22 protein-coding genes, 4 tRNA genes and 2 pseudogenes are annotated in these 22668 nt (G+C 65.7%); 17 read left to right on the top strand and 11 right to left on the bottom strand.

Going from position 1 to position 22668, the window contains the following annotated elements:
• Window positions 1-11: 11 nt before the first annotated feature.
• Window positions 12-1010 carry an acyl-ACP desaturase gene (locus tag AC5Y39_RS15565; RefSeq protein WP_500019022.1) on the bottom strand — a complete coding sequence of 333 codons (999 nt, stop codon included), beginning with the start codon at window positions 1008-1010 and terminating at the stop codon, window positions 12-14.
• 215 nt (window positions 1011-1225) lie between these two features.
• Here AC5Y39_RS15565 and AC5Y39_RS15560 point away from each other — a divergent pair, with 215 nt between their 5' ends.
• Window positions 1226-1648, top strand: coding sequence for a PASTA domain-containing protein (locus AC5Y39_RS15560; protein WP_500019025.1), 423 nt, complete (start codon window positions 1226-1228; stop codon window positions 1646-1648).
• 4 nt (window positions 1649-1652) lie between these two features.
• Here the strand turns inward: AC5Y39_RS15560 and AC5Y39_RS15555 are convergent, their stop codons facing one another.
• Window positions 1653-2285, bottom strand: a complete 633-nt coding sequence (locus AC5Y39_RS15555) for a TetR/AcrR family transcriptional regulator (RefSeq protein ID WP_500019027.1) — start codon at window positions 2283-2285, stop codon at window positions 1653-1655.
• A 74-nt stretch (window positions 2286-2359) separates the two neighbouring features.
• Here AC5Y39_RS15555 and AC5Y39_RS15550 point away from each other — a divergent pair, with 74 nt between their 5' ends.
• Window positions 2360-3370: an oxygenase MpaB family protein gene (locus tag AC5Y39_RS15550; RefSeq protein ID WP_500019029.1), complete on the top strand. Its 1011-nt coding sequence runs from the start codon at window positions 2360-2362 to the stop codon at window positions 3368-3370.
• 29 nt (window positions 3371-3399) lie between these two features.
• Window positions 3400-4557 (top strand): serine/threonine-protein kinase, encoded by a 1158-nt coding sequence (locus tag AC5Y39_RS15545; RefSeq protein WP_500019032.1) that lies wholly within the window; start codon window positions 3400-3402, stop codon window positions 4555-4557.
• A gap of 92 nt (window positions 4558-4649) precedes the next feature.
• Here AC5Y39_RS15545 and AC5Y39_RS15540 read toward each other — a convergent pair whose 3' ends face one another.
• On the bottom strand, window positions 4650-5162 hold the full coding sequence (locus AC5Y39_RS15540; protein ID WP_500048256.1) for a hypothetical protein: 513 nt from the start codon (window positions 5160-5162) through the stop codon (window positions 4650-4652).
• Between the two features lie 94 nt (window positions 5163-5256).
• Window positions 5257-5329 (bottom strand) — tRNA-Lys (locus tag AC5Y39_RS15535).
• Window positions 5330-5447: 118 nt separating this feature from the next.
• Here AC5Y39_RS15535 and AC5Y39_RS15530 point away from each other — a divergent pair.
• The 4 genes from AC5Y39_RS15530 (at window position 5448) to AC5Y39_RS15515 (ending at window position 7130) form a co-directional block, all read left to right on the top strand.
• Window positions 5448-5520 (top strand) — tRNA-Glu (locus tag AC5Y39_RS15530).
• 34 nt (window positions 5521-5554) lie between these two features.
• Window positions 5555-5631, top strand: a tRNA-Asp gene (locus AC5Y39_RS15525).
• 31 nt (window positions 5632-5662) lie between these two features.
• Window positions 5663-5736, top strand: a tRNA-Phe gene (locus AC5Y39_RS15520).
• Between the two features lie 221 nt (window positions 5737-5957).
• Window positions 5958-7130: a Fic family protein gene (locus tag AC5Y39_RS15515; protein WP_500019036.1), complete on the top strand. Its 1173-nt coding sequence runs from the start codon at window positions 5958-5960 to the stop codon at window positions 7128-7130.
• Window positions 7131-7290: 160 nt separating this feature from the next.
• Here the strand turns inward: AC5Y39_RS15515 and AC5Y39_RS15510 are convergent, their stop codons facing one another.
• The 3 genes from AC5Y39_RS15510 to AC5Y39_RS15500 are packed head-to-tail and all read right to left on the bottom strand — an operon-like array spanning window position 7291 to window position 9378.
• The gene (locus tag AC5Y39_RS15510) at window positions 7291-7836 is read right to left on the bottom strand and encodes a chromate transporter (protein WP_500019038.1); all 546 of its coding nucleotides are present in this window, start codon (window positions 7834-7836) and stop codon (window positions 7291-7293) included.
• Window positions 7833-8396, bottom strand: a complete 564-nt coding sequence (locus tag AC5Y39_RS15505; protein WP_500019040.1) for a chromate transporter — start codon at window positions 8394-8396, stop codon at window positions 7833-7835. Before AC5Y39_RS15505 ends, AC5Y39_RS15510 begins: the two co-directional genes overlap by 4 nt.
• On the bottom strand, window positions 8389-9378 hold the full coding sequence (locus tag AC5Y39_RS15500; RefSeq protein ID WP_500019042.1) for a phospholipase D-like domain-containing protein: 990 nt from the start codon (window positions 9376-9378) through the stop codon (window positions 8389-8391). The genes AC5Y39_RS15505 and AC5Y39_RS15500 overlap by 8 nt, the downstream gene beginning before the upstream one ends.
• A gap of 393 nt (window positions 9379-9771) precedes the next feature.
• On the opposite strand from AC5Y39_RS15500, the gene AC5Y39_RS15495 reads away from it, so the two are divergent.
• Window positions 9772-11079: a PE-PPE domain-containing protein gene (locus AC5Y39_RS15495; RefSeq protein WP_500019044.1), complete on the top strand. Its 1308-nt coding sequence runs from the start codon at window positions 9772-9774 to the stop codon at window positions 11077-11079.
• Between the two features lie 302 nt (window positions 11080-11381).
• On the opposite strand, the pseudogene AC5Y39_RS15490 reads toward AC5Y39_RS15495, so the two are convergent.
• Window positions 11382-13662 (bottom strand): annotated as a pseudogene (locus AC5Y39_RS15490) (prolyl oligopeptidase family serine peptidase).
• A gap of 120 nt (window positions 13663-13782) precedes the next feature.
• Entirely contained in the window at window positions 13783-14271 is a 489-nt protein-coding gene (locus AC5Y39_RS15485) for a winged helix-turn-helix transcriptional regulator (RefSeq protein WP_499907458.1), read from the bottom strand.
• A gap of 94 nt (window positions 14272-14365) precedes the next feature.
• Between AC5Y39_RS15485 and AC5Y39_RS15480 the strand changes: the two genes are divergently transcribed.
• Both AC5Y39_RS15480 and AC5Y39_RS15475 read left to right on the top strand, forming a co-directional pair.
• Window positions 14366-15067 (top strand): SDR family oxidoreductase, encoded by a 702-nt coding sequence (locus AC5Y39_RS15480; protein ID WP_500019046.1) that lies wholly within the window; start codon window positions 14366-14368, stop codon window positions 15065-15067.
• Window positions 15068-15097: 30 nt separating this feature from the next.
• Window positions 15098-15517: a tautomerase family protein gene (locus AC5Y39_RS15475; RefSeq protein ID WP_500019048.1), complete on the top strand. Its 420-nt coding sequence runs from the start codon at window positions 15098-15100 to the stop codon at window positions 15515-15517.
• 13 nt (window positions 15518-15530) lie between these two features.
• Here AC5Y39_RS15475 and AC5Y39_RS15470 read toward each other — a convergent pair whose 3' ends face one another.
• A complete protein-coding gene (locus AC5Y39_RS15470) occupies window positions 15531-15905 on the bottom strand; it encodes an LGFP repeat-containing protein (RefSeq protein WP_500019050.1) in 375 nt (124 codons plus the stop codon).
• 367 nt (window positions 15906-16272) lie between these two features.
• Between AC5Y39_RS15470 and AC5Y39_RS15465 the strand changes: the two genes are divergently transcribed.
• Window positions 16273-16437, top strand: coding sequence for a hypothetical protein (locus tag AC5Y39_RS15465; RefSeq protein ID WP_499906805.1), 165 nt, complete (start codon window positions 16273-16275; stop codon window positions 16435-16437).
• Here the strand turns inward: AC5Y39_RS15465 and AC5Y39_RS15460 are convergent.
• A complete protein-coding gene (locus AC5Y39_RS15460) occupies window positions 16434-17306 on the bottom strand; it encodes an alpha/beta fold hydrolase (protein ID WP_500019052.1) in 873 nt (290 codons plus the stop codon). The two genes, AC5Y39_RS15465 and AC5Y39_RS15460, sit on opposite strands and share 4 nt — an antisense overlap.
• A gap of 150 nt (window positions 17307-17456) precedes the next feature.
• Between AC5Y39_RS15460 and AC5Y39_RS15455 the strand changes: the two are divergent.
• From AC5Y39_RS15455 to AC5Y39_RS15430, 6 genes and pseudogenes are all read left to right on the top strand, one after another.
• Window positions 17457-18647 (top strand): annotated as a pseudogene (locus tag AC5Y39_RS15455) (lipid-transfer protein).
• An 81-nt stretch (window positions 18648-18728) separates the two neighbouring features.
• Window positions 18729-19745: an SDR family NAD(P)-dependent oxidoreductase gene (locus tag AC5Y39_RS15450; RefSeq protein WP_500019054.1), complete on the top strand. Its 1017-nt coding sequence runs from the start codon at window positions 18729-18731 to the stop codon at window positions 19743-19745.
• Window positions 19746-19754: 9 nt separating this feature from the next.
• Window positions 19755-20546 carry an SDR family NAD(P)-dependent oxidoreductase gene (locus AC5Y39_RS15445; RefSeq protein WP_500019056.1) on the top strand — a complete coding sequence of 264 codons (792 nt, stop codon included), beginning with the start codon at window positions 19755-19757 and terminating at the stop codon, window positions 20544-20546.
• A 69-nt stretch (window positions 20547-20615) separates the two neighbouring features.
• Window positions 20616-21062, top strand: coding sequence for an SRPBCC family protein (locus AC5Y39_RS15440; RefSeq protein ID WP_500019058.1), 447 nt, complete (start codon window positions 20616-20618; stop codon window positions 21060-21062).
• A gap of 9 nt (window positions 21063-21071) precedes the next feature.
• A complete protein-coding gene (locus AC5Y39_RS15435; RefSeq protein WP_500019060.1) occupies window positions 21072-22151 on the top strand; it encodes a CaiB/BaiF CoA transferase family protein in 1080 nt (359 codons plus the stop codon).
• Between the two features lie 55 nt (window positions 22152-22206).
• Complete coding sequence (locus tag AC5Y39_RS15430; RefSeq protein WP_500019062.1) at window positions 22207-22668, top strand: SRPBCC family protein; 462 nt, start codon at window positions 22207-22209, stop codon at window positions 22666-22668.

Raw genomic sequence — 22668 nt, 5'->3', positions numbered from 1 at the left:
TACACCATGCACTAGGCCCGAGCCGACGCCAGGACCCGCTTGGCGGTCAGCTTCTCGGCCCGGCGAGCCTCCCGCTCGAGCCGCCGGCGCTTGGACTCCTCGAACTTCTCGCAGGCCTCTTCCAGCTCCTCGACCAGCACGCCGAGGTCGTCGCGCAGCTTGGCCGCCTCGCCGGTGAAGTCCTCACGCTCGAAGATCCGCCACTTCTTGAGCACCGGCATCACGACGTCGTCGAGGTGCACCCGCGGGTCGTACACGCCGCCGACTGCGATGATCACGGCCTTGCGGCGAAACTCCGGCACGGTGTAGCCGGGCATCTTGAAGTTGCGCAGCACCCGGTGCAGCGACTTCATCGCCTGGTTGGGCGCGATCTCCAGACCGGCCTCGGACACGTCGCGGTAGAGGATCATGTGCAGGTTCTCGTCGGCCGAAACCCGTTGCAGCAGTTGGTCGGCGATGGTCTCGTTACAGGCCTTGCCGGTGTTGCGGTGCGAGATGCGAGTGGCCAGCTCCTGGAACGTCACGTAGATGACGGAGTCGAAGAGGCTGTCGGCGAACAGGTCACCCTGCTGGTTCTGGCCCGGGCTGAACCCGCGGGTCATCTGCTCGACGCGAAGCTTCTCCAGCTCCACCGGGTCGACCGCGCGGGTGACGACGAGGTAGTCGCGCAGCGCGATGCCGTGCCGGTTCTCCTCGGCTGTCCAGCGGTTCACCCAGGTGCCCCAGGCGCCGTCCATGCCGAAGTTCATCGCGATCTCGCGGTGATACGACGGCAGGTTGTCCTCGGTCAGCAGGTTCTGGACCATCGCCACCTGGGCGACGTCTGACAGCTTCGCTTCCTCGGGGTCCCAATCGTGCCCGCCGAGCGCGTAGTAGTTCTTGCCGTCCGACCACGGGATGTAGTCGTGCGGGTTCCACTCTTTCGACATCGCCAGGTGACGGTTGAGAAGCTTCTCGACCACCGGCTCCAGCTCGTGCAGAAGGTGCAAGTCGGTGAGGTCTTGCGGCATGGGCGCTTTGTCCTCCTCGCGTCCGGGAGACCCTCCCAGTTATCTGTACCTATTGGTTGCACGCAATATATCTGTGTACGCCGGTGACATTCAAGCCACCGCGCCGTTTGGCGTAATGCGCGGCAGGGCGGCGGGCGATAATATCCGCATGGGGCATCTGCCCTGATGAGGCCGAAGAAATCCCGCTGCAAGACGAATACCGGAGGTCGCCAGACGTGAGGAACCTCATTGTTGTCGGTGCAGGCGCCGTGGGGGTCGCCGGTGTGGCGATGGCCTTGCTGGGCCAGGGCGTGGCGAGCGCGGACACACTCAGCGACGTCACGGGTAAGTACTACGGGCAGGCCAAGGAAGTGCTGTCGCAGGCCGGGCTCACGCCGATCGTCGCGACGAGGGTGGGGGACAAAGCCGACGAAGACAAGTGCGTGATCGACCGAATCCAGCACGCCAACTTCGTCAACGGCACCGGCACCGCCGCGGAGAACACGGTGTACGTCTACCTCAACTGCTACGCCAATGTGGCGTCGTCGCAGCAGCCGGGCTACTCGCGGCAGTCGCAGCTCGGCCGGGCCGCGTATGAGGCTCAGCAACAGCAGCAGGCGCAGTCCGAGCAGAACGTCACCGCCGAGAACCAGCGCTAGACGCTCAGGTTGCCGACGAACGCTCCAGATAACTGGCGCGGCTCAGCAGCATCGCGACGCAGTAGTCGATGAACTGTTCGCGCGTGGCGGTCAGCCGGCCGTCCAAGTAAGCGGTGAAAAGAGCGGTCAGCGCGCCGATCAGCCCGGTCGCGACCATGTTCTGCAGCGCCGGGTCGCTGATCGTCGTGAGCTTGCGCTGCAGCAGCTCGATGAAGCTCGGCATCCACTCCGCGCCGGAGCGCACAAGAACCGGCTCGACCTCGGGGGCCAGCAGCAGTACGCGGCCGCGGACCGGGTCGTCGACCATCAGCGCGACGAACCGCTCGACCGCCTCACGCGGGGTGGCGGCCGACATCAACGTCGCCATCGCACGCGCGCACACGTCGTCGTACACGGCGCGCACGAATTGGTCTCTGTCAGAGAAGCTTTCGTAGAAGTAGCGTTCGGTGAGCCCGGCTTCGCGGCACACCGCCCGCACGGTGAGCGAGGGCCCGTCGGCGCGTCCGAGCAACGTGACGCCTGCTGCCACGAGTTCGTCGCGGCGCAGCGCCTGGCGGTCCTCGATCGGCACACCCGACCAGCGACCGCGAGATTGGCTCTTCGCGCGAACACGGGTCCCTCGTTGACCGGTCGGCACGGCTCTCCTAGACTCGACGACTGACAACGCACGTAGTCAGTTTTGGCTCCGGCCCTGATGGGGACTCGTCACCAGTGACTCAACATACGTCTCATGCTCGCGCGCTGACCAGCGAACCGGTTGCCGCCGGCTGTCCGGTGGCGTCCGGTGGTTACGACGCGCCACCCGAACCGTTGGGTCCCGACTCGCTGACGTGGAAATACTTCGGCGACTGGCGCGGCATGCTGCAGGGGCCATGGGCCGGCTCGATGCAGAACATGCATCCCCAACTCGGCGCGGCCGTCGAACAGCACTCGACCTTCCCGCGGGAGCCGTGGCCGCGAGTGCTGCGGTCGCTGTACCCGATCGGCGGCGTGGTGTTCGACGGCGACCGCGCGCCGGCCACCGGCGCCCAGGTGCGCGACTACCACACCGAGATCAAGGGCGTCGACGCGAAAGGCCGCCGCTATCACGCGCTGAACCCTGACGTCTTCTACTGGGCGCACGCCACGTTCTTCATGGGCACCATCCACGTGGCCGAGCGGTTCTGCGGCGGGATCACCGAAGACGAGAAGCGCCAGTTGTTCGACGAGCACGTCACCTGGTACCGCATGTACGGCATGAGCATGCGTCCGGTGCCGAAGACATGGGAGGAGTTCCAGGAGTACTGGGACTACATGTGCCGCGAGGTGCTGGAGGACAACAAGGCCACGCGCGACGTTCTCGATCTGGCGCACTATCCGAAACCTTGGTTCGCGCAATGGATTCCGGACTTCTTGTTCACTCCGCTGCAGCGCCACATCGTCGCGCCGTTCATGGTGTGGCTGTGCGTGGGACTGTACGACCAGCCGGTGCGTGATCTGCTGGGCTTCAGCTGGTCGGCCCGCGACGAATGGCTGCACCGGCGGTTCGGCGACTTTGTGCGGGTGGTGTTCTCGCTGTTGCCGCCGCGTATGCGCAAACATCCACGGGCGCGGGCGGGCCTGGATCGCGCCAGCGGGCGGATCCCGGCGGACGCACCGCTGCCGGAGACGCCGGCGCGCAACCTGCCGCCGCTCGATGAGCGGCACAAGCCCACTCACTACTGCCCGGTCGCGGGGGTTTAGCCGGGCACCGTCCGGTTAACGTAGCCAGGGTGAAGGCCCCCGAGTTGCTCGGTGGCCGCTACGAGCTTCGTGGCGTGTTGGGTCGTGGCGGTATGGCGGAGGTCCGCGACGGCTGGGATACGCGATTGGCCCGGCCGGTGGCGATCAAGCTGCTGCACCCCGCGATCGACGCGCAGGCGGACAATCGCCGCCGGTTCGAAGCCGAGGCGCGTGCGGCCGCTGCACTGGATTGCGCACACATCGTCGCGGTGCACGACACGGGCGAGCACAACGGCGTCCCGTTCATCGTCATGGAGCGGCTGACCGGGGAATCGCTGCACGACAAGATCGTGCGCGGCCCGCTGCCGCAGCCGCTGGTGTGCGCTGTGCTTGACGACATGCTCGCTGCGCTGTCCGCCGCCCACGATGCGGGCATTCTGCACCGCGACATCAAGCCCGCCAACATCTTGTTCACGTCGTCCGGCGAGGCGAAAGTGAGCGACTTCGGCATCGCCAAGACGGCGCAGAGCACCAACTTCACGGCAGCCGGCCAGGTGTTCGGCACGATGGCGTACCTCAGCCCCGACCGGGTGCTCGGCAGGCCGGCCACCGCGGCCGACGACGTCTATGCCGTGGGCGTGGTGGGATACGAGGCGCTGACGGGCCGCCGGCCGTTCATGCAGGAGAACATCGCCGCGCTGGCGCAGGCGATTCTGCACGAGCAGCCGCCGCCGCTTTTGATGCTGCGTCCTGACGTGAGCCCGGCGCTGGCGGCCGTGATCGAGCGGGCGTTGGCGCGCGATCCGGCCCTGCGCTTCCCGAACGCCCGGGCCATGCGCGCTGCGCTCAACGGCCAGCCGCCCGTGCCGGCTGGCCGCCCGGGGACCCGGGTGATGACCACGCCGGTGCCCGCGGCGATACCGCCGCCGATGCCGACAGCCGGACCTCCGAGCCGACGGGGTCTGCTGCTGGTGTTGGGATTGGTGTTCGCCGCTCTGGTGCTCGGTGTGATTTTGCTCGCAGTGGACTCGGGCCGAACGCCGCCGCCCCAGCCCGTCACTACCAGCACGACGGCGCCGTCGCCACCGCCACCGAGCACTCCTGCGATGACGTCGCCGCCGTCGTCGATCGTGCTTCCGCCCGCGCCGCCAAAGGTGCCGCCCGGGCACAACAAGCCGGGCAAGAAGGGCAACGGCGAACGCGACTAGACGGCTGCGTGCACGCTTATCGTAAGCTTGAAAAGCCTTGGCGCAGAACCTAATTCGTCGGCTCAGGGATTATCGGGCGGCCCGCCTTGGCGCTATTTCGTGGAGGACGAAGTTCCCGCGGTCGAATTCGCAGACGACCCTGTGCCGGTTGACGGCGTCTTGGCGCCGGTCACGCTGCTCGTCTTCGCGGTCTGCGTGCTCGGGGCGATGTCGATGCCGGTGTACTGCTTGATGGTCTGGGCGAACGCATTCTGATATCCCTGGACAGTGTCGCCCGGGAGATTTGCCCAGTTGTTGATGGTCTTCGGCACGAAGTTTGCGTAGTTATTGGGCGTGTCCAGCCAGAAGGGTCCATCGCCCGTGAAGCATGGCTCGTGGCTGCCGTCGTCGCATGTGGCGGACGCGGGTGCGGCGAGTGCGAAGCCGAGGCTGGCGAATCCGGCCACAGCGGCAGCGGTCAAGGTGACGCGAATCTTCATGGTGTTCCTTCGGGACCGTTCGGCGCCCTCGATCGACGGCTCCGGAGTGTTATGGCCTTGGTGCACGCCCGCGACATCATCGTGACGGACATCGAGGAGTTTATCGCGTCTCGGCGGATCCGCCACCGCTTTCAGGAGTTCCCCAGCAAATCGCATTAGCCGGGGACCGTCCGGCGAACCAAGGCCTTCACAGCTTGCGGCAAACGCCTCGACTCTTCAGTGCCCCCACTAGGACTCGAACCTAGGACCTGCGGATTAAAAGTCCGTAGCTCTACCAACTGAGCTATAGGGGCGCGACCAAAAAGGATACTGCGTCGCGACCGGGAAGCGCGTTTGAGGATTGGCCTTGGCGTGCCCTAAGCTAGCGAGGCTCCCAACGAGCGTTGCGAGTCCCCCGGAGCGATTCGGCAGGCCCCCTTCGTCTAGCGGCCTAGGACGCCGCCCTTTCAAGGCGGTAGCGCGGGTTCGAATCCCGTAGGGGGTACGCGTGGCGACCGTAGGATGGAGCCACACAGAATGGCCCTGTGGCGCAGTTGGTTAGCGCGCCGCCCTGTCACGGCGGAGGTCGCGGGTTCAAGTCCCGTCAGGGTCGCCATCACGGCGAGGCACGTGCGTCGGTGCCTTCCGGCCAGGTAGCTCAGTTGGTATGAGCGTCCGCCTGAAAAGCGGAAGGTCGCCGGTTCGATCCCGGCCCTGGCCACATCGGAGGGGCTACTTTCTTCCTGGAGTCGGGCCGCGTCGCTTGACGTCTGTTCGCGTGTCGAACCCCAGCTGCCGCCATCTACTTGGTCACGAAAGCCGCCTTGAACTTACACCCCTGTGGTTCAAGGATCCCGAGAAAACCTGAAGCGCAAGACGGGACATTCAAGTTACATTGATCTGCGCCCAGGCGTATTCAGGAAAATCGCATAAACTTGAATTGTGGATGTCGAGGCTTTGAAGAACTCACCGATCGGTCAACTCGTGCCGATCTCTGGCACCGATCCTCGCACGATGGAGACCTGGGAGTACTGGGCGTACTTGCCGGACAACCTCCCGGAAGTACCGACCCTTTCTCCGCATGCCATCAGCCTGTCGGCTAAAGCTGGCGCTGCGGTCGCTCGACTCGACGAAGCCGTCGCTCACTTACCGCGTCCCGAGATACTTGTTCGACCGATCATCCGGAAAGAGGCGAGGAGCACCTCTGCCCTCGAAGGTACATACGCGTCGTTTCAGGACATTCTTGAAGCAGACTTTCTTGACGACCGCCAGATGTCCGCGGAACAGCGTGAGATCCACAATTACGTCACCGCAACGGAGTACGCGTGTTCCCGGATCGAGAAGTGTTCGCTGAGACGGTCCTTTCTTGGCGAGCTGCAACAGTTGATCGTCCGAGGTACGCCCGGCGATACCCCGGACGCCGGCGACATTCGGCCCCATCAAGTCGCGATCGGCCCGAAGAATCGACCTATCGAAGAGGCTCGGTTTGTCCCTTGCCCACCCGGTGACCAGCTGGAGGCAGGATTCCGCGCTTGGGAGGACTGGGTCGAGGCGGCATCAGACATTTTTATTGTTGCGAAGGTAGCGATCGCGCACTATCAGTTCGAAACACTGCACCCATATGGAGACGGAAATGGCCGGCTCGGTCGGCTGGTCTCACTTCTTCAACTGATGAGGGCGGGCGAGCTGCGCTGGCCGGTCCTAAACATTGCTCCCTGGTTCGAGTCGCACCGCGAGTTGTACCAGGAAGGCATGATGGACGTGACATTGTCGGGTGACTTCAGTCCGTGGGTCGAGCTATTCGCGCATGCCGTCGAACTGCAGGCCCGCGAAGGCCTGGCAAAGATACAGCACCTCCTCGCACTAAAGGACATGATGGTGGGCGAGCTTCGCGCTCGTAACCTACGCGGCTCTGCGATCGAGATCGCGGAAATCTTGATCGGCTACCCCGTGATTGATGTCCGAACGGCGAGCAACCTCATCCACCGAACCTTTGAGGCGACGAATGTCTCGATCTCCAAGCTCGTGGATCACGGCATCCTCGAGGAGATCACCGGCCGTTCGCAGAACCGCCTATTCGCATGTCACCGCGTCGCACGGGCGATCACAGCATAGTGGTCACCGTTGCCTTCACGTTACTTAACGACGATGCCAGGCGAATTGTTGGACACCTCTGGCAGCAGATGCCTCAACCCGCCATCGCTAGGTCTCGTCGCCGGATTGGTTGCGGCGCAACACTATTCGGCAATATCAGAACGGACTCGGCAGCACTCGGCTACACCATGCCGACGTAGCCGATCACTCCCGCGGCGGCCACCACGATTAGCGGGTTCGTCTTGGTGAACACGAAGATCGCCGTGCACACGCCCGTCAACAGATAAGCGCGCCAGTCGTGGTCGGCGGCTCGGCTCATCACCAGAGACGTGGCGAGGATCAAGCCGACGGTCAGTGGCGCGAAGCCCTTCTCGACCGCGTACCGCAACCGCGATTTCTCCGCCTTCTGCCAGAACTGGGTGATCGCGTAGACCAACACCGCCGCCGGCAGCACCATCGCCACCGTGGCGATCAGCCCGCCCAGCACTCCGCCGAGAATGCCGGCCGCCGAAAGGCCTGCGGCATAGCCGACCAGCGCGACGATCAGGATGCTGGGGCCCGGCGCCGCCTGCGAGATCGAGAAGATGTCGGCGAACTGGGAGTCGGTCATCCAGTGATTGCCGTTGACCGAGCGCATGTGCATCTCCGGCAGCACCGCATTGCCGCCGCCGATCGACATCAGCGACAGCGAGCCGAACAACGTGACCAACTGCAGGTACGTCTTCACGCGGCACGTCTTCTTGGCCACGCCCACAGCAGGCTCAGCGGCGCCAGTATCGCGAGCGTCACCAACAACGGCCAGCGCAGCACGCCGTTGAGCACGAAAGCGGCCGCGAAAAGCAGCACCGGCGCCACACCGGTCAGACACTTCTTCCCCGTCTTGATCACCATGGCGACGGTCAGGGCCACCGCTGCCGCCGATGCCCCGTGCAGAACGCCCTTCACTGCCGGCACCTCCTTGAATCGGAAGTACACGAACGCCATCACCAGGATCAGCGCTACAGGCATCAGACACAGGCCCAGCAACGCCGCAATGGCGCCGGACACACCGCCCATCTTGGTGCCGACGAACACGGCCATGTTGACCTGGTTGGCGCCGGGCAGGATGCGGCACATCGTCATGGCACTGAGAAATTCCTCTTCGGCCAGCCAATGCTTTTCGACCACCAGGACTTCGCGCGACCACGCGGAGAGTCCGCCGCCGAACGAGGCAAGCGCAATGTGGTTAAACGTCAACGCAATTTCCGTCAGTGACACCTTCTCGCGAGCCGGCTCGACCTCACTCATGAATCAGGTCCTGGTCATGCGGGAAGTCGTCCTCGGTATGCGGCATCGCGTCGAGCGGATCTGGCGGTTCGTAGTGGTGGGACAGCTCCCAATCCGCATCGAACACACTCTTCAACCGCGCGACGACGCCCCGGTCGCCGATTTCGATGCCGAGTTCGCGCCGCAGGTCGAAGGCGCTGCGGTCGATGTTCATCGAGCCCACCAACGCACGCTCGCCGTCTGCGATCAGTAGCTTGGCGTGCACGCGCAGGTTCTTTTGTTTGTGCACCTTGACCCCGAAGCGCCGCAAGGTACGAAGTGACGCGAACGTGTCGAGGATGTCCCACTCGCTGATGCCGTGTTTGCCGCCGCACAGCACATGGACTTTCACGCCGCGGTGCGCCGCGGCGGCGAGGTGATCGAGGATCACCGCGTCGACGTACTTGGGATGCTGCACGTCCAGCCGGTGTCGAGCGGTGTCGATGAACCGGGCCATGTGGTAGCGAGAATTCGCGTTACTCCACAGCAGCCCTTCATAATTCGTTGGCACCCAGTCGCGGTGTTCCCAGTCGGCGTCGAACACCTCCACGATCTGGGCGACGTGCTGAGGGTCGTTGGTGATGATGCCGTAGTCCCGGGTGAGCGTGAAGTACTTGGCCATCAGATTGAACGTGGCCACCAGCGCGGCCGCGTTGTCGACGACGATCGACTTCTCATGTGTCACATAGAATTTCGGATTCGACCACTGGACGGCGACCCCGGCATCTTGTAGCTGTCGGTAGGTTTCGTCGTTGGCGCGGTCGCCACTCGAACGCTTCGGGTTGAGCATGACGCGCACGTCTACACCGGCGTTGCTACGGTCGATGACTGCCTGTAGCAGGCTCTCCTCGGTGAAGGTGAATTGTTTCACCAGAAGCGATCTCGTAGCCGTGGCGATGAACTCGCGGACAGGGTCGAGGCCGTCGTCGGGCTCCACGATCAAGCGTGGCGGAGACGGCGGCATAGGGTTCGAAGGCTACCACCACATACGCGCGCGTATGGGGTGTGAAACGTGGCGCCGCGGGCGCGCCGGCCGACAGTGCGCGGGCTGGCCGAGCCGGCGGGTGACAGGCGTCGCGCGGTGGCGCAGGGGTGGGTCTGTGCATGCCGCCAAACCGCGCGAAAATAATTTGCTGGACGGCTGATGATTTGTTAGCTGAGTGTTAGGCTCGGCGCAGTTCGGCGTCCCCGCTTCGACTTGTCAGCGCTTTGCGACGTCACTCGTCTACACAGTCAAGGAGCGGCTCAGATGGCCGGTAAGCATCATCGCAAGTCCCGTCGGATTCGTTCCGCCGCTCGGCGGCGCCTTGCTCCGGGACTCGCGGCCGCAGCGCTGAGCGCGACCAGCCTGACGACCGTGCTGACTACAGGTACGACGGTGACCGTGGCCCCGCAGATCGAGCTCACCGCGCTGATCACTCCGGCCAACTCGACCGCGCAGATCTTCGCCAGCGCCGACTACTACAACCGCGACTGGTCGAGCTACGGCCCTCAGCAGGTGGTCCCGTTCTTCCTGGGGCCGAATGGCATCGCCACCGCGATCCACGACAGCGACAATGATCCCCGCAGGATCGTCGTGCTGTCCTCGGGCTGGGGCGCCGGCCAGACCGGCACCGCGCTGGGCATCCTCAAGCAGCGCAACGATTCCGCCCTCGACGACATCGACCTGGTGGTGCTGGACAACAACACCAACCGCGCCGGCGGTGGATTCTGGACCACGTACTCGGCGTTCGCGCCGCTACTGCTGACCTCCGGCGCACCAACGCCGTCGAACACGGGCGTTCCCGTGCTCGACGTGGCCTACGAATACAACATCAACTCGGACGCACCGACCAACCCGCTGAATCCCTTCGCCGACGCCAACAGCCTGGTCGCCTACGTCTGGGGATACGGCGGGCAGGCCACCGCGCCGGTGCCGGACGCGATCATCGCCGAGGCACAGAACCCGACGGGGCCGCACTACCACTACATCCTGAACGAAGACGGTTCGCTGGCACAGAATCCCATTCCGTTGCCAGGAAGCTCGACGACGTTCGTGACGTTCAAGTCCGACCATCTGCCATTGGTCAAGCCGCTGCTGCTGATTCCGGGCGGCAACGTGCTCGCCGCGGCGGTCGAGCCGACGCTGACCGAGCTCGTCAACGCCGGGTACAAAGACAACCAACCGATTCCCGCCGACCCCACCCAGACGCGGCCGATGAACTTGTTGTCGTTCTCCGAAACCGCTACCGCTGCGCGCAATCTTCCCGGAGCGGCCGTCCAAGGCGTGCAAGGCAGTGTGCAGGCGGCGAAGGATGACATCGACAACCCGAGCAACCTGATCACGATTCCGCTGCATAATCTGCCGGCACCGGTCGCCTCGGCCGTCAACGGATCGCAGACTAACTCGCAGACCTCGACGCTCGCCGCGTCCAATCCGAATACGAACTCGGCCTCGACGGCTCCGTTCTCCATCGACAAGAAGCTCTCGCTGAGCTCCGGCGGCACCAAGCCCGCCGACGGATCGTCGAAGGATGCGAAGAACCCGGTGCGACAGGTGATCGGCAATGTGAAGACGGCGCTTGGTGGTCTCGGTGACAGCCTGACCCGCGGCGCCAAGAAGCCCGCCAATTCCGGGACTTCCGGACCGGCCACGGCCACCGGATCCCCCGCGGGATCGCACTGAGTGGCTGACGGCTAGCTCAAATCACGGCTCGATGTCGGTTGTCTTTCGCTTGTGCGGGCAAACGCCGCGGCGAGCTTCACCGCCGGCTCTCGAGGCGCACACTCCCTGTTGGCTGCAACTGCACAGACACCGGGGAGCGACCACATGCACACCGACGCACAACACGCCGGCCGTGAAGAGCGCCGCGCACAGCTCGAACAGCGACGCGCTCAAGTCGCACACCAAATGCGCCGTCTCGCAATCGAATTGGCGGACCTAGACCGGCAGATCGACGAGCTCGAACAGTCGCCGCCCTGATCTCGTCACGCTGTGACGGGCTGCGCTGCCGTCAAGGTAATTCGGTGCCGTCCCGGCGGCACCATCACCGTCGTCGGGCCTGCGGGCACGCCGTCAAGCTCCACGCTCGTCGCGGCCGGCAGTGCGGCGAGGGTGAGCTGTGCGCCGGTGTCGGTCACTACCGCGATCGTGGATCGCGCCAGCGTGGCCAGCCCTGCCCGGGCGATGTCGACAGTGAGCGCCGCGACGCCGGCCAGCGTCAGGGTCAGGTAGGGCAGCGCGGCAGCCGGTGGCCCTTCGTACCACGTCAATTCGGTGTAGAGGCCGGGCGTGGGATCGAAATGAGGTAGGAAGCCTCGTCGGCGTCGTGTGGTCCGGGTGCGGTCGGGGCGAGCGTAGGAGCGGGCGTCCACCTCCGCGATTGCACCGGGCGTTGCCGCGACCTCGGGCGCGGCGGTCAAGTCCGAGATCCACCAAACACGTTGGGGCCCAATGCCTAAATCGTGCCGCACCAATTGCGGATACCACGCGAACGTGATGTGTCCTGGATCAGCTTGGCGCAGACCGGTTGTCATGTGCGCGACAGGGTCGTCGAACTTGTCCTTGAACAAGAACGCGATGTGGTCCTCGAACGGGTAGACGGTGAACCGGTAGCGGTAGCCGAGCCGGTCCAGTTCGAGTACCTGCTCGGCCGCTGAGAGGAACGGCACCAGCTCGTCGACCAGCCCGTGGCAGACGACGAACGGCAGCCAGCGGGCATTGACGAGCAGCCGCCAGGTGTCGCCTTCGCGCGCACAGTGCGAGTGCGGGTCGAAGTCGGCCGGGATGTCGGTGCCGGGCCACAGCCGCACCCCGCACGTGGGCGGGCCGGCCAGCACCACCGCCTGCGAGAACACCTGCGGATACGACAGCGCGAACTTGTAGGTGCCGTAGCCGCCCATTGAGTAGCCCGCGACGACGGTGCGGTTGGGGTCGGCGCCGAGTTGTTCGGCCACGCGGGCCCACACTTCCCATACGTCCAGCTCGCCTTCGTCGAAGTACCAGCACGACGGACCGCGGGCCAGCGGCGTGACCACCACCGAACCGCGAACCGCGCCCGTCGCACAGCTCGTGCAAAAGGCGCGGGTCAATCGCGGCGAACTGGCTCTGGCCGAGCGCCAGCGAGTGCAGCAGCAGGGTCAGCGGCAGAACCTGGCCGGGGGCGTAAGTGGCCGGCAGGCACACCGAGTACGGCTGGACGCGGCCCAAGAACAGCGGCTTGGTGCTCAGCGTCAGCAGGTTGGTGTCGGCGACGCCCTGCCCGAGCTCCACCGAGGACACGTACCAGCGGGTGGTGGTGCCGGTGATCACCGGTTCAGGCGTGCTGGCGCGGGCCGCCAGCCGATCCCATGGGACGGCCAGCGCAAACTGCGACACGTCGCCGTCGGTGAGCGCTGCCGCCTGCGCTTCGTCGGACCAGAAATTGAGGTGCGTCTTCTCCTGCTCGTGGGTGCGGAATGCGACGTTGTAGACGTTGGGCTGGCCCGGCAGCGCGCCATGATCGGCCGTGACGTCGGCGAACTGGTCACCGGCGGCATTGGCCAGCCCGGCCGCCAGCCGCACCGTCCAGGTGCCGCTCGGCATCAGCAGCGAGCGCGGTACCCGAGCCAAAAACGATCGCGACTGCATGTCGACCATGTGCGCGACCGGAGTCGACTCGTGCGACACCAGGTCGATCAGCAGCGCGCCGGTCCCGGAAATCAGCAGCGCCCGGTCGATACCTGCCGAGCGGATTCCGGCGCCGGCCGGCCAGGCGTCGTCGGCCACTCGTGTCCGGTCGGTGTCCATGGTGAACAGCGCAATCGGCACAGATGCGTCGACCAGCGTGTTCCAGTCCACCCGCCACCACGTGTCGGTGTCGGTGAGCCCGATCGCGGCCCGAAAGATGTCGGCGCCGTTGCGCGCCGCCGGTCCGTCCGGGTAGATGTAGGTGCCCCGCGGCGGCACGTTCAGTCCGCTGGACGGGATGTTCAGCGGCAAGCCGGTGGCGCCGTGGTCGTCGTAGATGAAATCGGTCCACAGCAGCGCGCCGCCGGCCAGCCGGCCGGTGCCGCAGGTGCGGGGGAAGTCCTCGCCGAACGGCCACTCTGCGGGAGCGGGAAGCTTCGGCTCGGGCTTCAGCGCCGCCGGCGGCACTCCTTCTGGCATGCCACCGATCACCACGAGGTCGTCGGCCGACGGCGCTGCGGCCGCCACCGCGACCGCCACCGCGCCGACCACCCGGCGTGCGACCCGCCACGGCAGAAACGCCATGTCCAGCAATCCCATGACTCGACCTTCCCCCACGCGGGCTCACCGCCGTCGCGTTGGACCAATGGTAGGGAGACCCCCTGACAGTCAGCCGGGACAATGGAACCTTGGCCAGGCTGGTCGGGCGATTTGCGGGTGTCAGGCTCGGCTGCGGTCGCGCCGTCGGGGCCGTCGGATCTCGATGTCGCTCGACCGGGCTGGCCGCTGGTCAGCATCGGCCGTGACGCACACCCGCACCGGTCGGCCGGTGTCTGCGTCGACGAAGTCAAGCGGGCCCTGGCCGTTCTGCAGGTAGGTGTCCCCCCACTGCACCAGCGACAGGAAGACGGGCAGCAGGTCCTCGCCCGCCTGCGTCAACTTGTATTCGTCGTGGGCGCGCCGCCCCGGTTCGCGGTAGGGGACGCGAGTGATGATGCGTGCGGACTCCAACTGCCGCAGCGCGCGCGACACGGCAGGTGCCGACGTGCCGATGCGCTCGACGAAGTCCTCGAAGCGCGTGGTGCCGTAGAAGCATTCGCGAATGACCAAGAAGATCGTCTTCGTGCTGAGAAGGTCTAACGCTTTCGCGGCTGAGCACGCATCGGCCGCCCATCGGGTGCGGTCGCGCAACCGCTCTTCGAACTCCATTGCCACGTGACGATGATAACTAACGGTTGCATTACTCAGGTGCAGGTGCTTCGATCTGACTAATGTTGTCGTTAGTTAGTTGGAGGTGGTTGTCGTGGTCGCAGTGGCCGGCAAGGTGGTGCTAGTGACCGGAGGCCGGCGTGGACTGGGTTCGGCCCTGGTCGACGAGGTGCTGCGGCGCGGCGCACGGAAGGTGTATTCGACTGCGCGGCAGAATTATTCAGACAGCCGCAGCAGGGTCGTGTCACATGAGTTGGAAGTCCGGTCGGACCGCTCCGTCGCAGCGCTGGCCGAGGCCGCCCCAGATGTCGAGGTCTTAGTCAACAACGCCGGAATCCTGCTGCCCGGACCGTTGCTCACCGCACCTATGGACGAGATCACCGCCACGTTCGACGTCAACACGTTCGGCCCGCTGCGCGTCGTGCGCGCATTCGCGCCGATCTTGGCGAGCAACGGCGGTGGAGTGGTGGTGAATGTCCACTCGGTGCTGTCCTGGCTGGGCGGGAGCGGCGCCTACGGCGCGTCGAAGGCCGCGATGTGGTCGATCACGAATTCGCTTCGGGGAGAGCTGAAGTCTCAGAACACCCATGTCCTGGGGGTGCACGCTGGATTCATCGACACGGCCATGGTGTCGGCTATCGATCTGCCCAAGACGACGCCTGACGTGGTCGCCCAGCGGATCATCGCCGCGCTCGAGGAGGGCGCGGCTGAGGTGCTCGCCGACGACGTCACGGTCTCGGTGAAGGCGGCGCTGTCCGGACCCGTCGAGAACCTGACCTTCCCGCTTGCGCGCTGAGCACGCCGAACATCGAGGAGTGACACCGCCATGCCGTTATGGACGATCTATCACACGCCCGGCGTCTTCACCGACGAAGACAAACAACAGCTGTCCGCTCGGATCACCGACCACTACGCACAGGTTGGGCTGCCACGCTTCTACGTCGTCACGGTCTTCGCCGAACTGCGGCCCGAAGATCTCTACGTGGGCGGTGAAAAACCGGCTGCCGCACTGCGAGTGGTCATCGACCACATCGCCCGGCACAATCCCGATCAGGCCAGCCGGCAACGCACCGCGCGATGGATCGCCGCCATCTTGCAGCCCTACGTCACGTCAGGGTTGCACTGGGAATTCCACGTCGACGACACCAGCGAGGACCTCTGGATGATCAACGGCCTGGTTCCGCCGCCTGCGCACTCCGAAGCCGAACGGGCATGGGCGGCAGCGAACGCGACGAGCCTGTACTGATCTGCGTTGCAGCTCAATGCATTTCGACGTGAGTCTGGCCGTCCGAGTAGGTGATGCTGCCGTGTTCGAAGTCGGTTCGCAAGCCTCCGGCGACGGTTTGCTCGTCGGTGGTGGGATAACCGAGCGGGCCCGCGGCGCCGCCGGTGTTCTCCCACTCCTGCCGGATCGCGCCGCGCACGATGTGTGCACCGGTGGCCGGGGTCCAGTAGACCACTCCGCTCTGGAATTTCGCGTATCGGCCGCCGGCCGGCCCCTGCTGCTCGTCGGAGATGGGCAGGCCAAGCTGGCCGCTGGTGCCGCCGGCCTCGATGAACTTCTCCAGGATCGCGCCCTGTAGCACAAGCTGTCCGTTGGGAGTGGCGATTGTGCTGGATGACAGAGAAGGCACCGACACGGGAGCATCGGTTGGCGACGAGCTCGAACAACCTGACACCAGTGCGCATGCGGCGGCTGTCGCGGTGAGGCCGGCCAACCCCCGGCGACGAGCGGTCCGCTGGAGCCGTCGCGGCCAACTGGTCACGCGTTGTCCTTTCTCATCGGTCGACGACAAGTCCCGGTGTGGACGTAACCTGCTGTGCGCCAAGCAATTGACGCGCGACGACCGTCTGGCCGCGCGACGTCACCGCCACGTCACCGGCCGGCGGGCAGTGAGATCGACGTCCATGCGGTTCAACCATAGGCGCCGCGGGTAAGTAGACGGCACGGGTGACACCGTAGACACTTGACACGACCCGACGCCTAGCGATGAGAGCGAGATGACGGAATCCGCGCAACCCAACAGGGACCAAGAGCTGGAGCAGATCGTCGACAAGCTGGACGAGAACGTCATCGGACAGCGCGAGGAGCAGGATGTGGCGGGCAAGCCGAGCGAGCGAGCCAAGGAGCCGCGCGAAGGCTCGCCCGAGGAGCCGACCGCCTAAGGCCTGGAGTCGTCGCTGGGCACAGACGGCCGTTCCGCCGTCGCGATGGAGTCCTCGATGAGGTCCACCACCTCCATCGGCGCTTCGACTTGCGGGAAGTGTCCGATGCCCGGCATCACCTCGAGCCTGCTGTCCTGGCGTGCCTGCGCAGCGGCGTAGGCGTGCTCGACCGGGATGATGTTGTCGTGGTCGCCCCAGATCGCCATCACCGGCAGGTCCGCCCGCGTTTGCAGGCGGTTCAGCGCGCTGACCGCCTGCCCGCGGTAGTCGACCACTGAGCGCAGCGTGCGCAGGAATGACTGGCGAGTCTGCCGGTCGGCCAGCGAGCTGTACGCACTCCACATCTCGGCGCCGCGAGGCGACTGGATTCCGGCCGAGCGCAACCAGTTGCGCACCTTGTTGCCGACGGTGAGCACCGGACGCGGCGCAATGACGGGCAGCACGAATTCGGCGCCGGGCGCCGACAGCAACCGCAAAAGCAGCCCGACATCCGGGCCGAGCCCGCCGCTGGCGATCAGCACCAGCCGCCGGCAGTAGTCGGGATGCTGGTAGACGAACTGCATCGCCACCCCGCCGCCGAGCGAGTGGCCGACCACAGTGACCTGTGTGATGCCCAGTTCGTCGAGGAAGTCGCGCAGCCACACCGCGAAGGCTCCCAGCGAGTAGTCGCCGCGCGGCTTGGCCGACTGTCCATGGCCCAGCAGGTCGGGCGCCACCACGCGATGATTCTTCGCCAGTCGCGGCAGCACCGCGCGCCACGTTTCGGAACTGCCGGCCATTCCGTGGATCAGCAGCAGCGCATCGCCGGTGCCCTCGTCGCGGTACGCAATCCGGTCGCCGTGCAGCTCGAGGAATTTGAGCTCGGTCATTTCGACGGGTTCCCCCTTTTCGTCACATCCGCAGCCATCGTCGCAGACAACGCGGCCCCGAGGCGGCGGTGGACGCCTTAGATTACGTGGATACCGGAACGAAATGAGGAGCTCGCCGTGGTCAACAAGGTTTACGTCATCGGTGTCGGGATGACGAAGTTCGAGAAACCCGGCCGCGCACGCGAGGAGCGAGATGGCGTGAGCAGGGAAGGCTGGGACTATCCGGACATGGCCAGGGAGGCCGGCACCAACGCACTGGCCGACGCCGGCATCGAGTACCGGGAGGTCGAGCAGGGCTTCGTCGGCTACGTCTACGGCGAATCCACGTCGGGGCAGCGGGCCCTCTACGAACTGGGGATGACGGGCATCCCGATCGTCAACGTGAACAACAACTGTTCGACGGGCTCGACGGCGCTGTATCTGGCCGCCCAAGCGATCCGCGGCGGGCTGGCCGACTGCACCATCGCGCTGGGCTTCGAGAAGATGAAGCCCGGCTCGCTCGCGTCCACCTACGACGACCGCGCATAGCCGATGGAGAAGCACATCAAGGCGATGGCCGGGATTTTCGACCTGGCATTTCCGCCGGCGCCCTGGATGTTCGGGGCGGCCGGCCGCGAACACATGCAGCAATACGGTTCCACCGCAGAGCATTTCGCAAAGATCGGCTACAAGAACCACAAGCACTCGGTGAACAACCCGTACGCCCAGTTCCAGGAGGCCTACACGCTCGACGACATCCTGGCGTCGCGGATGATCTACGACCCGCTGACCAAGCTGCAGTGTTCGCCGACGTCCGACGGCTCCGGTGCCGCGATCCTGGCGTCCGAGGAGTTCGTCGACAAGCACGGCTTGAGCGGCCAGGCCGTCGAGATCGTCGGGCAGGCCATGACTACCGACTTCGCCGACAGCTTCGACGGAACCGCCAAGGGCTTGATCGGGTACCACATGAATGTGGCTGCGCCACAACAGGTTTACGACCAGTCAGGGCTGGGCCCGGAGGATTTCCAGGTCATCGAGCTGCACGACTGCTTCTCGGCCAACGAGCTCCTGCTGTACGAGGCCCTGGGCCTGTGCGGCGAAGGGGAAGCACCCAAGCTCATCGACAACAACGACACCACCTACGGCGGACGGTGGGTGGTCAACCCGTCGGGCGGGCTGATCTCCAAGGGCCACCCACTGGGCGCGACGGGGCTGGCGCAGTGTGCGGAACTGACATGGCAGCTGCGGGGTCAGGCCGACGCGCGGCAGGTCGAGAACGTCAGCGCCGCACTACAACACAACATCGGCCTGGGCGGCGCTGTGGTGGTGAGCGCGTATCAGCGCGCCGAGCGGACCGGTTGACCCACCTCCGCGCGGATTTACTGCGGCGTCGAAGCGGTGTCGTACGTTTGATGACGGCGCGTTGCGGGCAGCCACTGCTGCATGAATCTCGGCGATTTGGCCAGCCTGGTGGAAAAGCCGTTTTCGGCGGTATCGAACCTGCTCAACACCCCCAACTCGGCGGGGCGGTACCGGCCGTTCTATCTGCAGAACATCGTCGACGCGCTCACCGGCCACACCCTCGAGGACGCGGTCCGCGACAAGATCATCCTCATCACCGGCGGCTCGTCGGGCATCGGTGAGGCCACCGCGAAGAAGGTGGCAAAGGCCGGCGGCGAGCTGGTGCTGGTGGCCCGCACCCGCGAGAAACTCGAAGCGGTAGCCGAGGACATCACCGGCGCAGGCGGCACCGCGCACGTCTACCCATGCGACCTGACCGACACGGACGCAATCGCGGACATGGCCGACAAAGTGCTCGCCGACCTGGGCCGCGTCGACATCCTGGTGAACAACGCCGGGCGTTCCATCCGGCGCTCGCTGGAGCTGTCCTACGACCGCATCCACGACTACCAGCGCACCATGCAGCTGAATTACCTGGGCGCAGTGCAGCTGATCCTGAAGTTCGTCCCCGGCATGCGCGAACGCGGATTCGGCCACATCATCAACCTGTCGTCGGCGGGAGTGCAGACCAGGGCTCCGCGCTTCGGCGCCTACATCGCCAGCAAGGCCGCGCTGGACACGCTCTGCGACTCGCTGCAGGCCGAAACCGTAAGCGACGGCGTGAGATTCACGACCGTCTACATGGCGCTGGTGAAAACGCCGATGATCAGCCCCACGAAGGTCTACGACAAGTTCCCCACGCTCACCCCTGAGCAAGCGGCCGGCGTGATCGCCGATGCGATCGTGCACCGGCCGCGCCGCGTGAGCCCACCGTTCGGCCAATTCGCGTCGTTCGCCGACGCCGTGAACCCGATGCTGATGGACTTCGTGCGCAATCGCGCATTCGCGATGTTCGACGACTCGGCGGCCGCGCAGGGCGACGAATCCGCCCAGGAGAAACCGAAATTCAGCAGACGCAGCGAGGCCTTCGTCAAGGCCACGCGCGGGATCCACTGGTAGAGGTCAGCCATGAGTCTTCCGAAGCCAAGCGCCGACACCAACGTCGTCATCACCGGCGCGTCCTCCGGGATCGGCACCGAACTCGCCCGCGGGCTGGCCAGCCGCGGCTATCCGCTGGTGCTGGTGGCGCGCCGGCAGGACCGGCTCGTCGAGCTGGCCGACGAATTGCGCGACGCACACGGGGTGCGCGTCGACGTGCTGCCGCTCGATCTGGCCGACGACGCGGCCCGCGCCCAGCTGGTCGAGCGGGTCCAACGTGACCCCGTTGCCGGGCTGTGCAACAGCGCCGGGTTCGGCACCAGCGGACCGTTCTACACGCTGCCGATCGAACGCGAACGCGAAGAAGTGGTGCTCAATGCGCTGGCGCTGATGGAGCTCACTCACGCCGCGCTGCCCGGCATGGTGGAGCGCGGCGCCGGGGCCGTGCTCAACATCGCCTCGGTGGCGGGCTTCCAGCCGCTGCCCGGCATGGCCGTGTACTCCGGCACCAAGGCGTTCGTGCAGACCTTCTCGGAGGCCGTGCATGAGGAATTGCACGGCACCGGAGTCTCGTGCACGGTGCTGTGTCCGGGCCCAGTCCCCACCGAATGGGCCGACATCGCCGACGCGCAGCAGTGGAGCGTCGGGATCGCGCAGGTGTCCCCGCATGACGTGGCCGAGGCTGCGATCGCCGGCATGCTCGAAGGCAAACGCAGCGTGGTGCCCGGGTTGGTGCCCAAGATCGTCGGCATCGGCGGCCGGTTCGCGCCGCGCAGTTTCCTGCTGCCGGCGCTGCGGCTGGGCCAGGGTTTGCGGCGCTGACGCTGCGTCCAGATCGCGAATACTCGCGAATCGGCGATCTCACCGCAGTCTCGACGCTACGGTCCGGGCATGGCGATCACCGAAACCAAGGAAGTAGTCATCGAGGCGAGCAAGCAAGAGGTGCTCGACGTCATCACGGACGTCGAGTCCGCCCCGGAGTGGTCGTCCGCCCAACAGAAGGTCGAGATCGTCGACACCACCGACGACGGCCGTCCGCACCGGGTCAAGATGAAGGTGAAGTCGGCGGGCATCACCGACGACTGCGAAGTCGAATACACGTGGACCGACGACGTCGTCAGCTGGTCGCTGGTCAGCTCGAAACAGCAGAAGAGGCAGGACGCCAGCTACACGCTCACCGACGAGGGCGACAAGACGCGGGTGAAATTCGAGCTGACCGTCGAACCCGCGATTCCGGTCCCCGGCTTCGTGATGAAGCGGGCCATCAAGGGTGCGATGAACGACGCAACCGACGGACTACGCAAGCGTGTCCTGTCGGTGAAAAAGGGCGGCCGATAGTCTGCTGGCGTGACCAACAGCGGACCCCTGGCCGGGGTGAGAGTAATCGAGTTGGGCGGTATCGGACCGGGACCCCATGCGGCGATGGTGCTCGCGGACCTGGGCGCCGACGTGGTGCGCGTGCGCCGACCCGGCAGCACCGGGATGCCGCGCGAGGACCGGGATCTGATGCACCGCGGCAAGCGGATCGTCGACCTCGACGTGAAAAGCGAACCGCAGAAGCTGCTGGATCTCGTCGCCAAGGCCGACGTGCTGCTCGACCCGTTTCGTCCGGGCACCTGTGAGCGACTGGGCATCGGTCCCGACGACTGCGCGGCGGTCAATCCGCGGCTGATCTTCGCGCGGATGACGGGCTGGGGTCAGGACGGTCCGTTGGCGCTGACCGCCGGGCATGACATCAACTATCTGTCGCAGACCGGCGCACTGGGATCGATGGGCTACCGCGATCGCCCGCCTCTGCCGCCGATGAACCTGGTCGCCGACTTCGGCGGCGGCTCGATGCTGGTGCTGCTGGGCATCGTCGCGGCGCTCTACGAGCGGGAGAAGTCCGGCAAGGGCCAGGTGATCGACGCCGCGATGGTCGACGGAGTCAGCATCCTGGCGCAGATGCAGTGGACGATGAAGGCCGTCGGCTCGCTCTCCGACGAGCGCGAGTCCAGCCTGCTCGACGGCGGCGCGCCGTTCTACCGCACTTATGAGACGTCGGACGGCAAGTACATGGCCGTCGGCGCGATCGAGCCGCAGTTCTACGCCCAGTTGCTCGACGGTCTCGGCTTGGCGGGGGAGGACCTGCCGCACCAACTCGACCCAGCGGGCTTCGAGCAGATGCGCAAGTTGTTCACCGAGCGGTTCGCCAGCAAGACGCGCGACGAGTGGACGGAGATCTTCGCCGGCACCGACGCGTGCGTCACGCCGGTGCTGACATGGAGCGAGGCGGCGCAGAACGAACACCTGCGCGCGCGTTCGACGATCGTGCACCGCAACGGTTTCGACCAGGCAGCACCTGCACCGCGCTTCTCGCGAACGCCGGCAGCCGACTTCGGACCGCCGCCTGCCCACACCACACCGCTCGACGAGATCGGCTGGTAGCGGGTTAGCTGGATTTCGGCTTGCCAACCGCGGGGAGGTCATTACCCTCGAACTCGTGGCTGTGCGCGCGTCGCGGGAAATCGTGATCGATGCTCCTCCGGAGGCGGTCCTCGATGCGCTCGCCGATGTGGAATCCGTGCCGTCGTGGTCGCCGCTGCACAAGCGTGTCGAGGTGCTCGACACCTACGAGGACGGCCGGCCCCACCACGTCAAGGTCCACTACAAATTGATGGGCATCACCGACAAGGAAGTGCTCGAATACCACTGGGGCCGGGACTGGATGGTCTGGGACGCCGAGGAGACGTTCAATCAGCACGCCCAGCACGTTGAGTACACGTTGCGTCCGGAGGGCGGCGGGACGAGGGTGCGGTTCGACATCACGATGGAGCTGCGCGCGCCCATCCCGGAGTTCCTGATGAGGCGGGCCAAGAAGCAGGTGCTCGACGTGGCGACCGAAGGCCTGCGCCGGCGGGTGCTCGGCGAGCGGGCGGTGCCCGCGAAACCTGAAGCACCGTAA

The sequence above is a fragment of the Mycobacterium sp. NGS39 genome (assembly GCF_059812765.1).
Note: the sequence above shows the minus strand (reverse complement) of the source record. Positions and strands in the feature narration are given on the sequence as shown.

What these genes read in the sequence shown, in the direction of transcription:
- AC5Y39_RS15445 (WP_500019056.1), top strand. Translation starts at nt 19,755, where the DNA reads ATGAGTCTTCCGAAGCCAAGCGCCGACACCAACGTCGTCATCACCGGC.
- AC5Y39_RS15485 (WP_499907458.1), bottom strand. Translation starts at nt 14,271, where the DNA reads ATGGAGTTCGAAGAGCGGTTGCGCGACCGCACCCGATGGGCGGCCGAT.
- AC5Y39_RS15500 (WP_500019042.1), bottom strand. Translation starts at nt 9,378, where the DNA reads ATGCCGCCGTCTCCGCCACGCTTGATCGTGGAGCCCGACGACGGCCTC.
- AC5Y39_RS15440 (WP_500019058.1), top strand. Translation starts at nt 20,616, where the DNA reads ATGGCGATCACCGAAACCAAGGAAGTAGTCATCGAGGCGAGCAAGCAA.
- AC5Y39_RS15450 (WP_500019054.1), top strand. Translation starts at nt 18,729, where the DNA reads ATGAATCTCGGCGATTTGGCCAGCCTGGTGGAAAAGCCGTTTTCGGCG.
- AC5Y39_RS15475 (WP_500019048.1), top strand. Translation starts at nt 15,098, where the DNA reads ATGCCGTTATGGACGATCTATCACACGCCCGGCGTCTTCACCGACGAA.
- AC5Y39_RS15460 (WP_500019052.1), bottom strand. Translation starts at nt 17,306, where the DNA reads ATGACCGAGCTCAAATTCCTCGAGCTGCACGGCGACCGGATTGCGTAC.
- AC5Y39_RS15465 (WP_499906805.1), top strand. Translation starts at nt 16,273, where the DNA reads ATGACGGAATCCGCGCAACCCAACAGGGACCAAGAGCTGGAGCAGATC.
- AC5Y39_RS15505 (WP_500019040.1), bottom strand. Translation starts at nt 8,396, where the DNA reads ATGAGTGAGGTCGAGCCGGCTCGCGAGAAGGTGTCACTGACGGAAATT.
- AC5Y39_RS15565 (WP_500019022.1), bottom strand. Translation starts at nt 1,010, where the DNA reads ATGCCGCAAGACCTCACCGACTTGCACCTTCTGCACGAGCTGGAGCCG.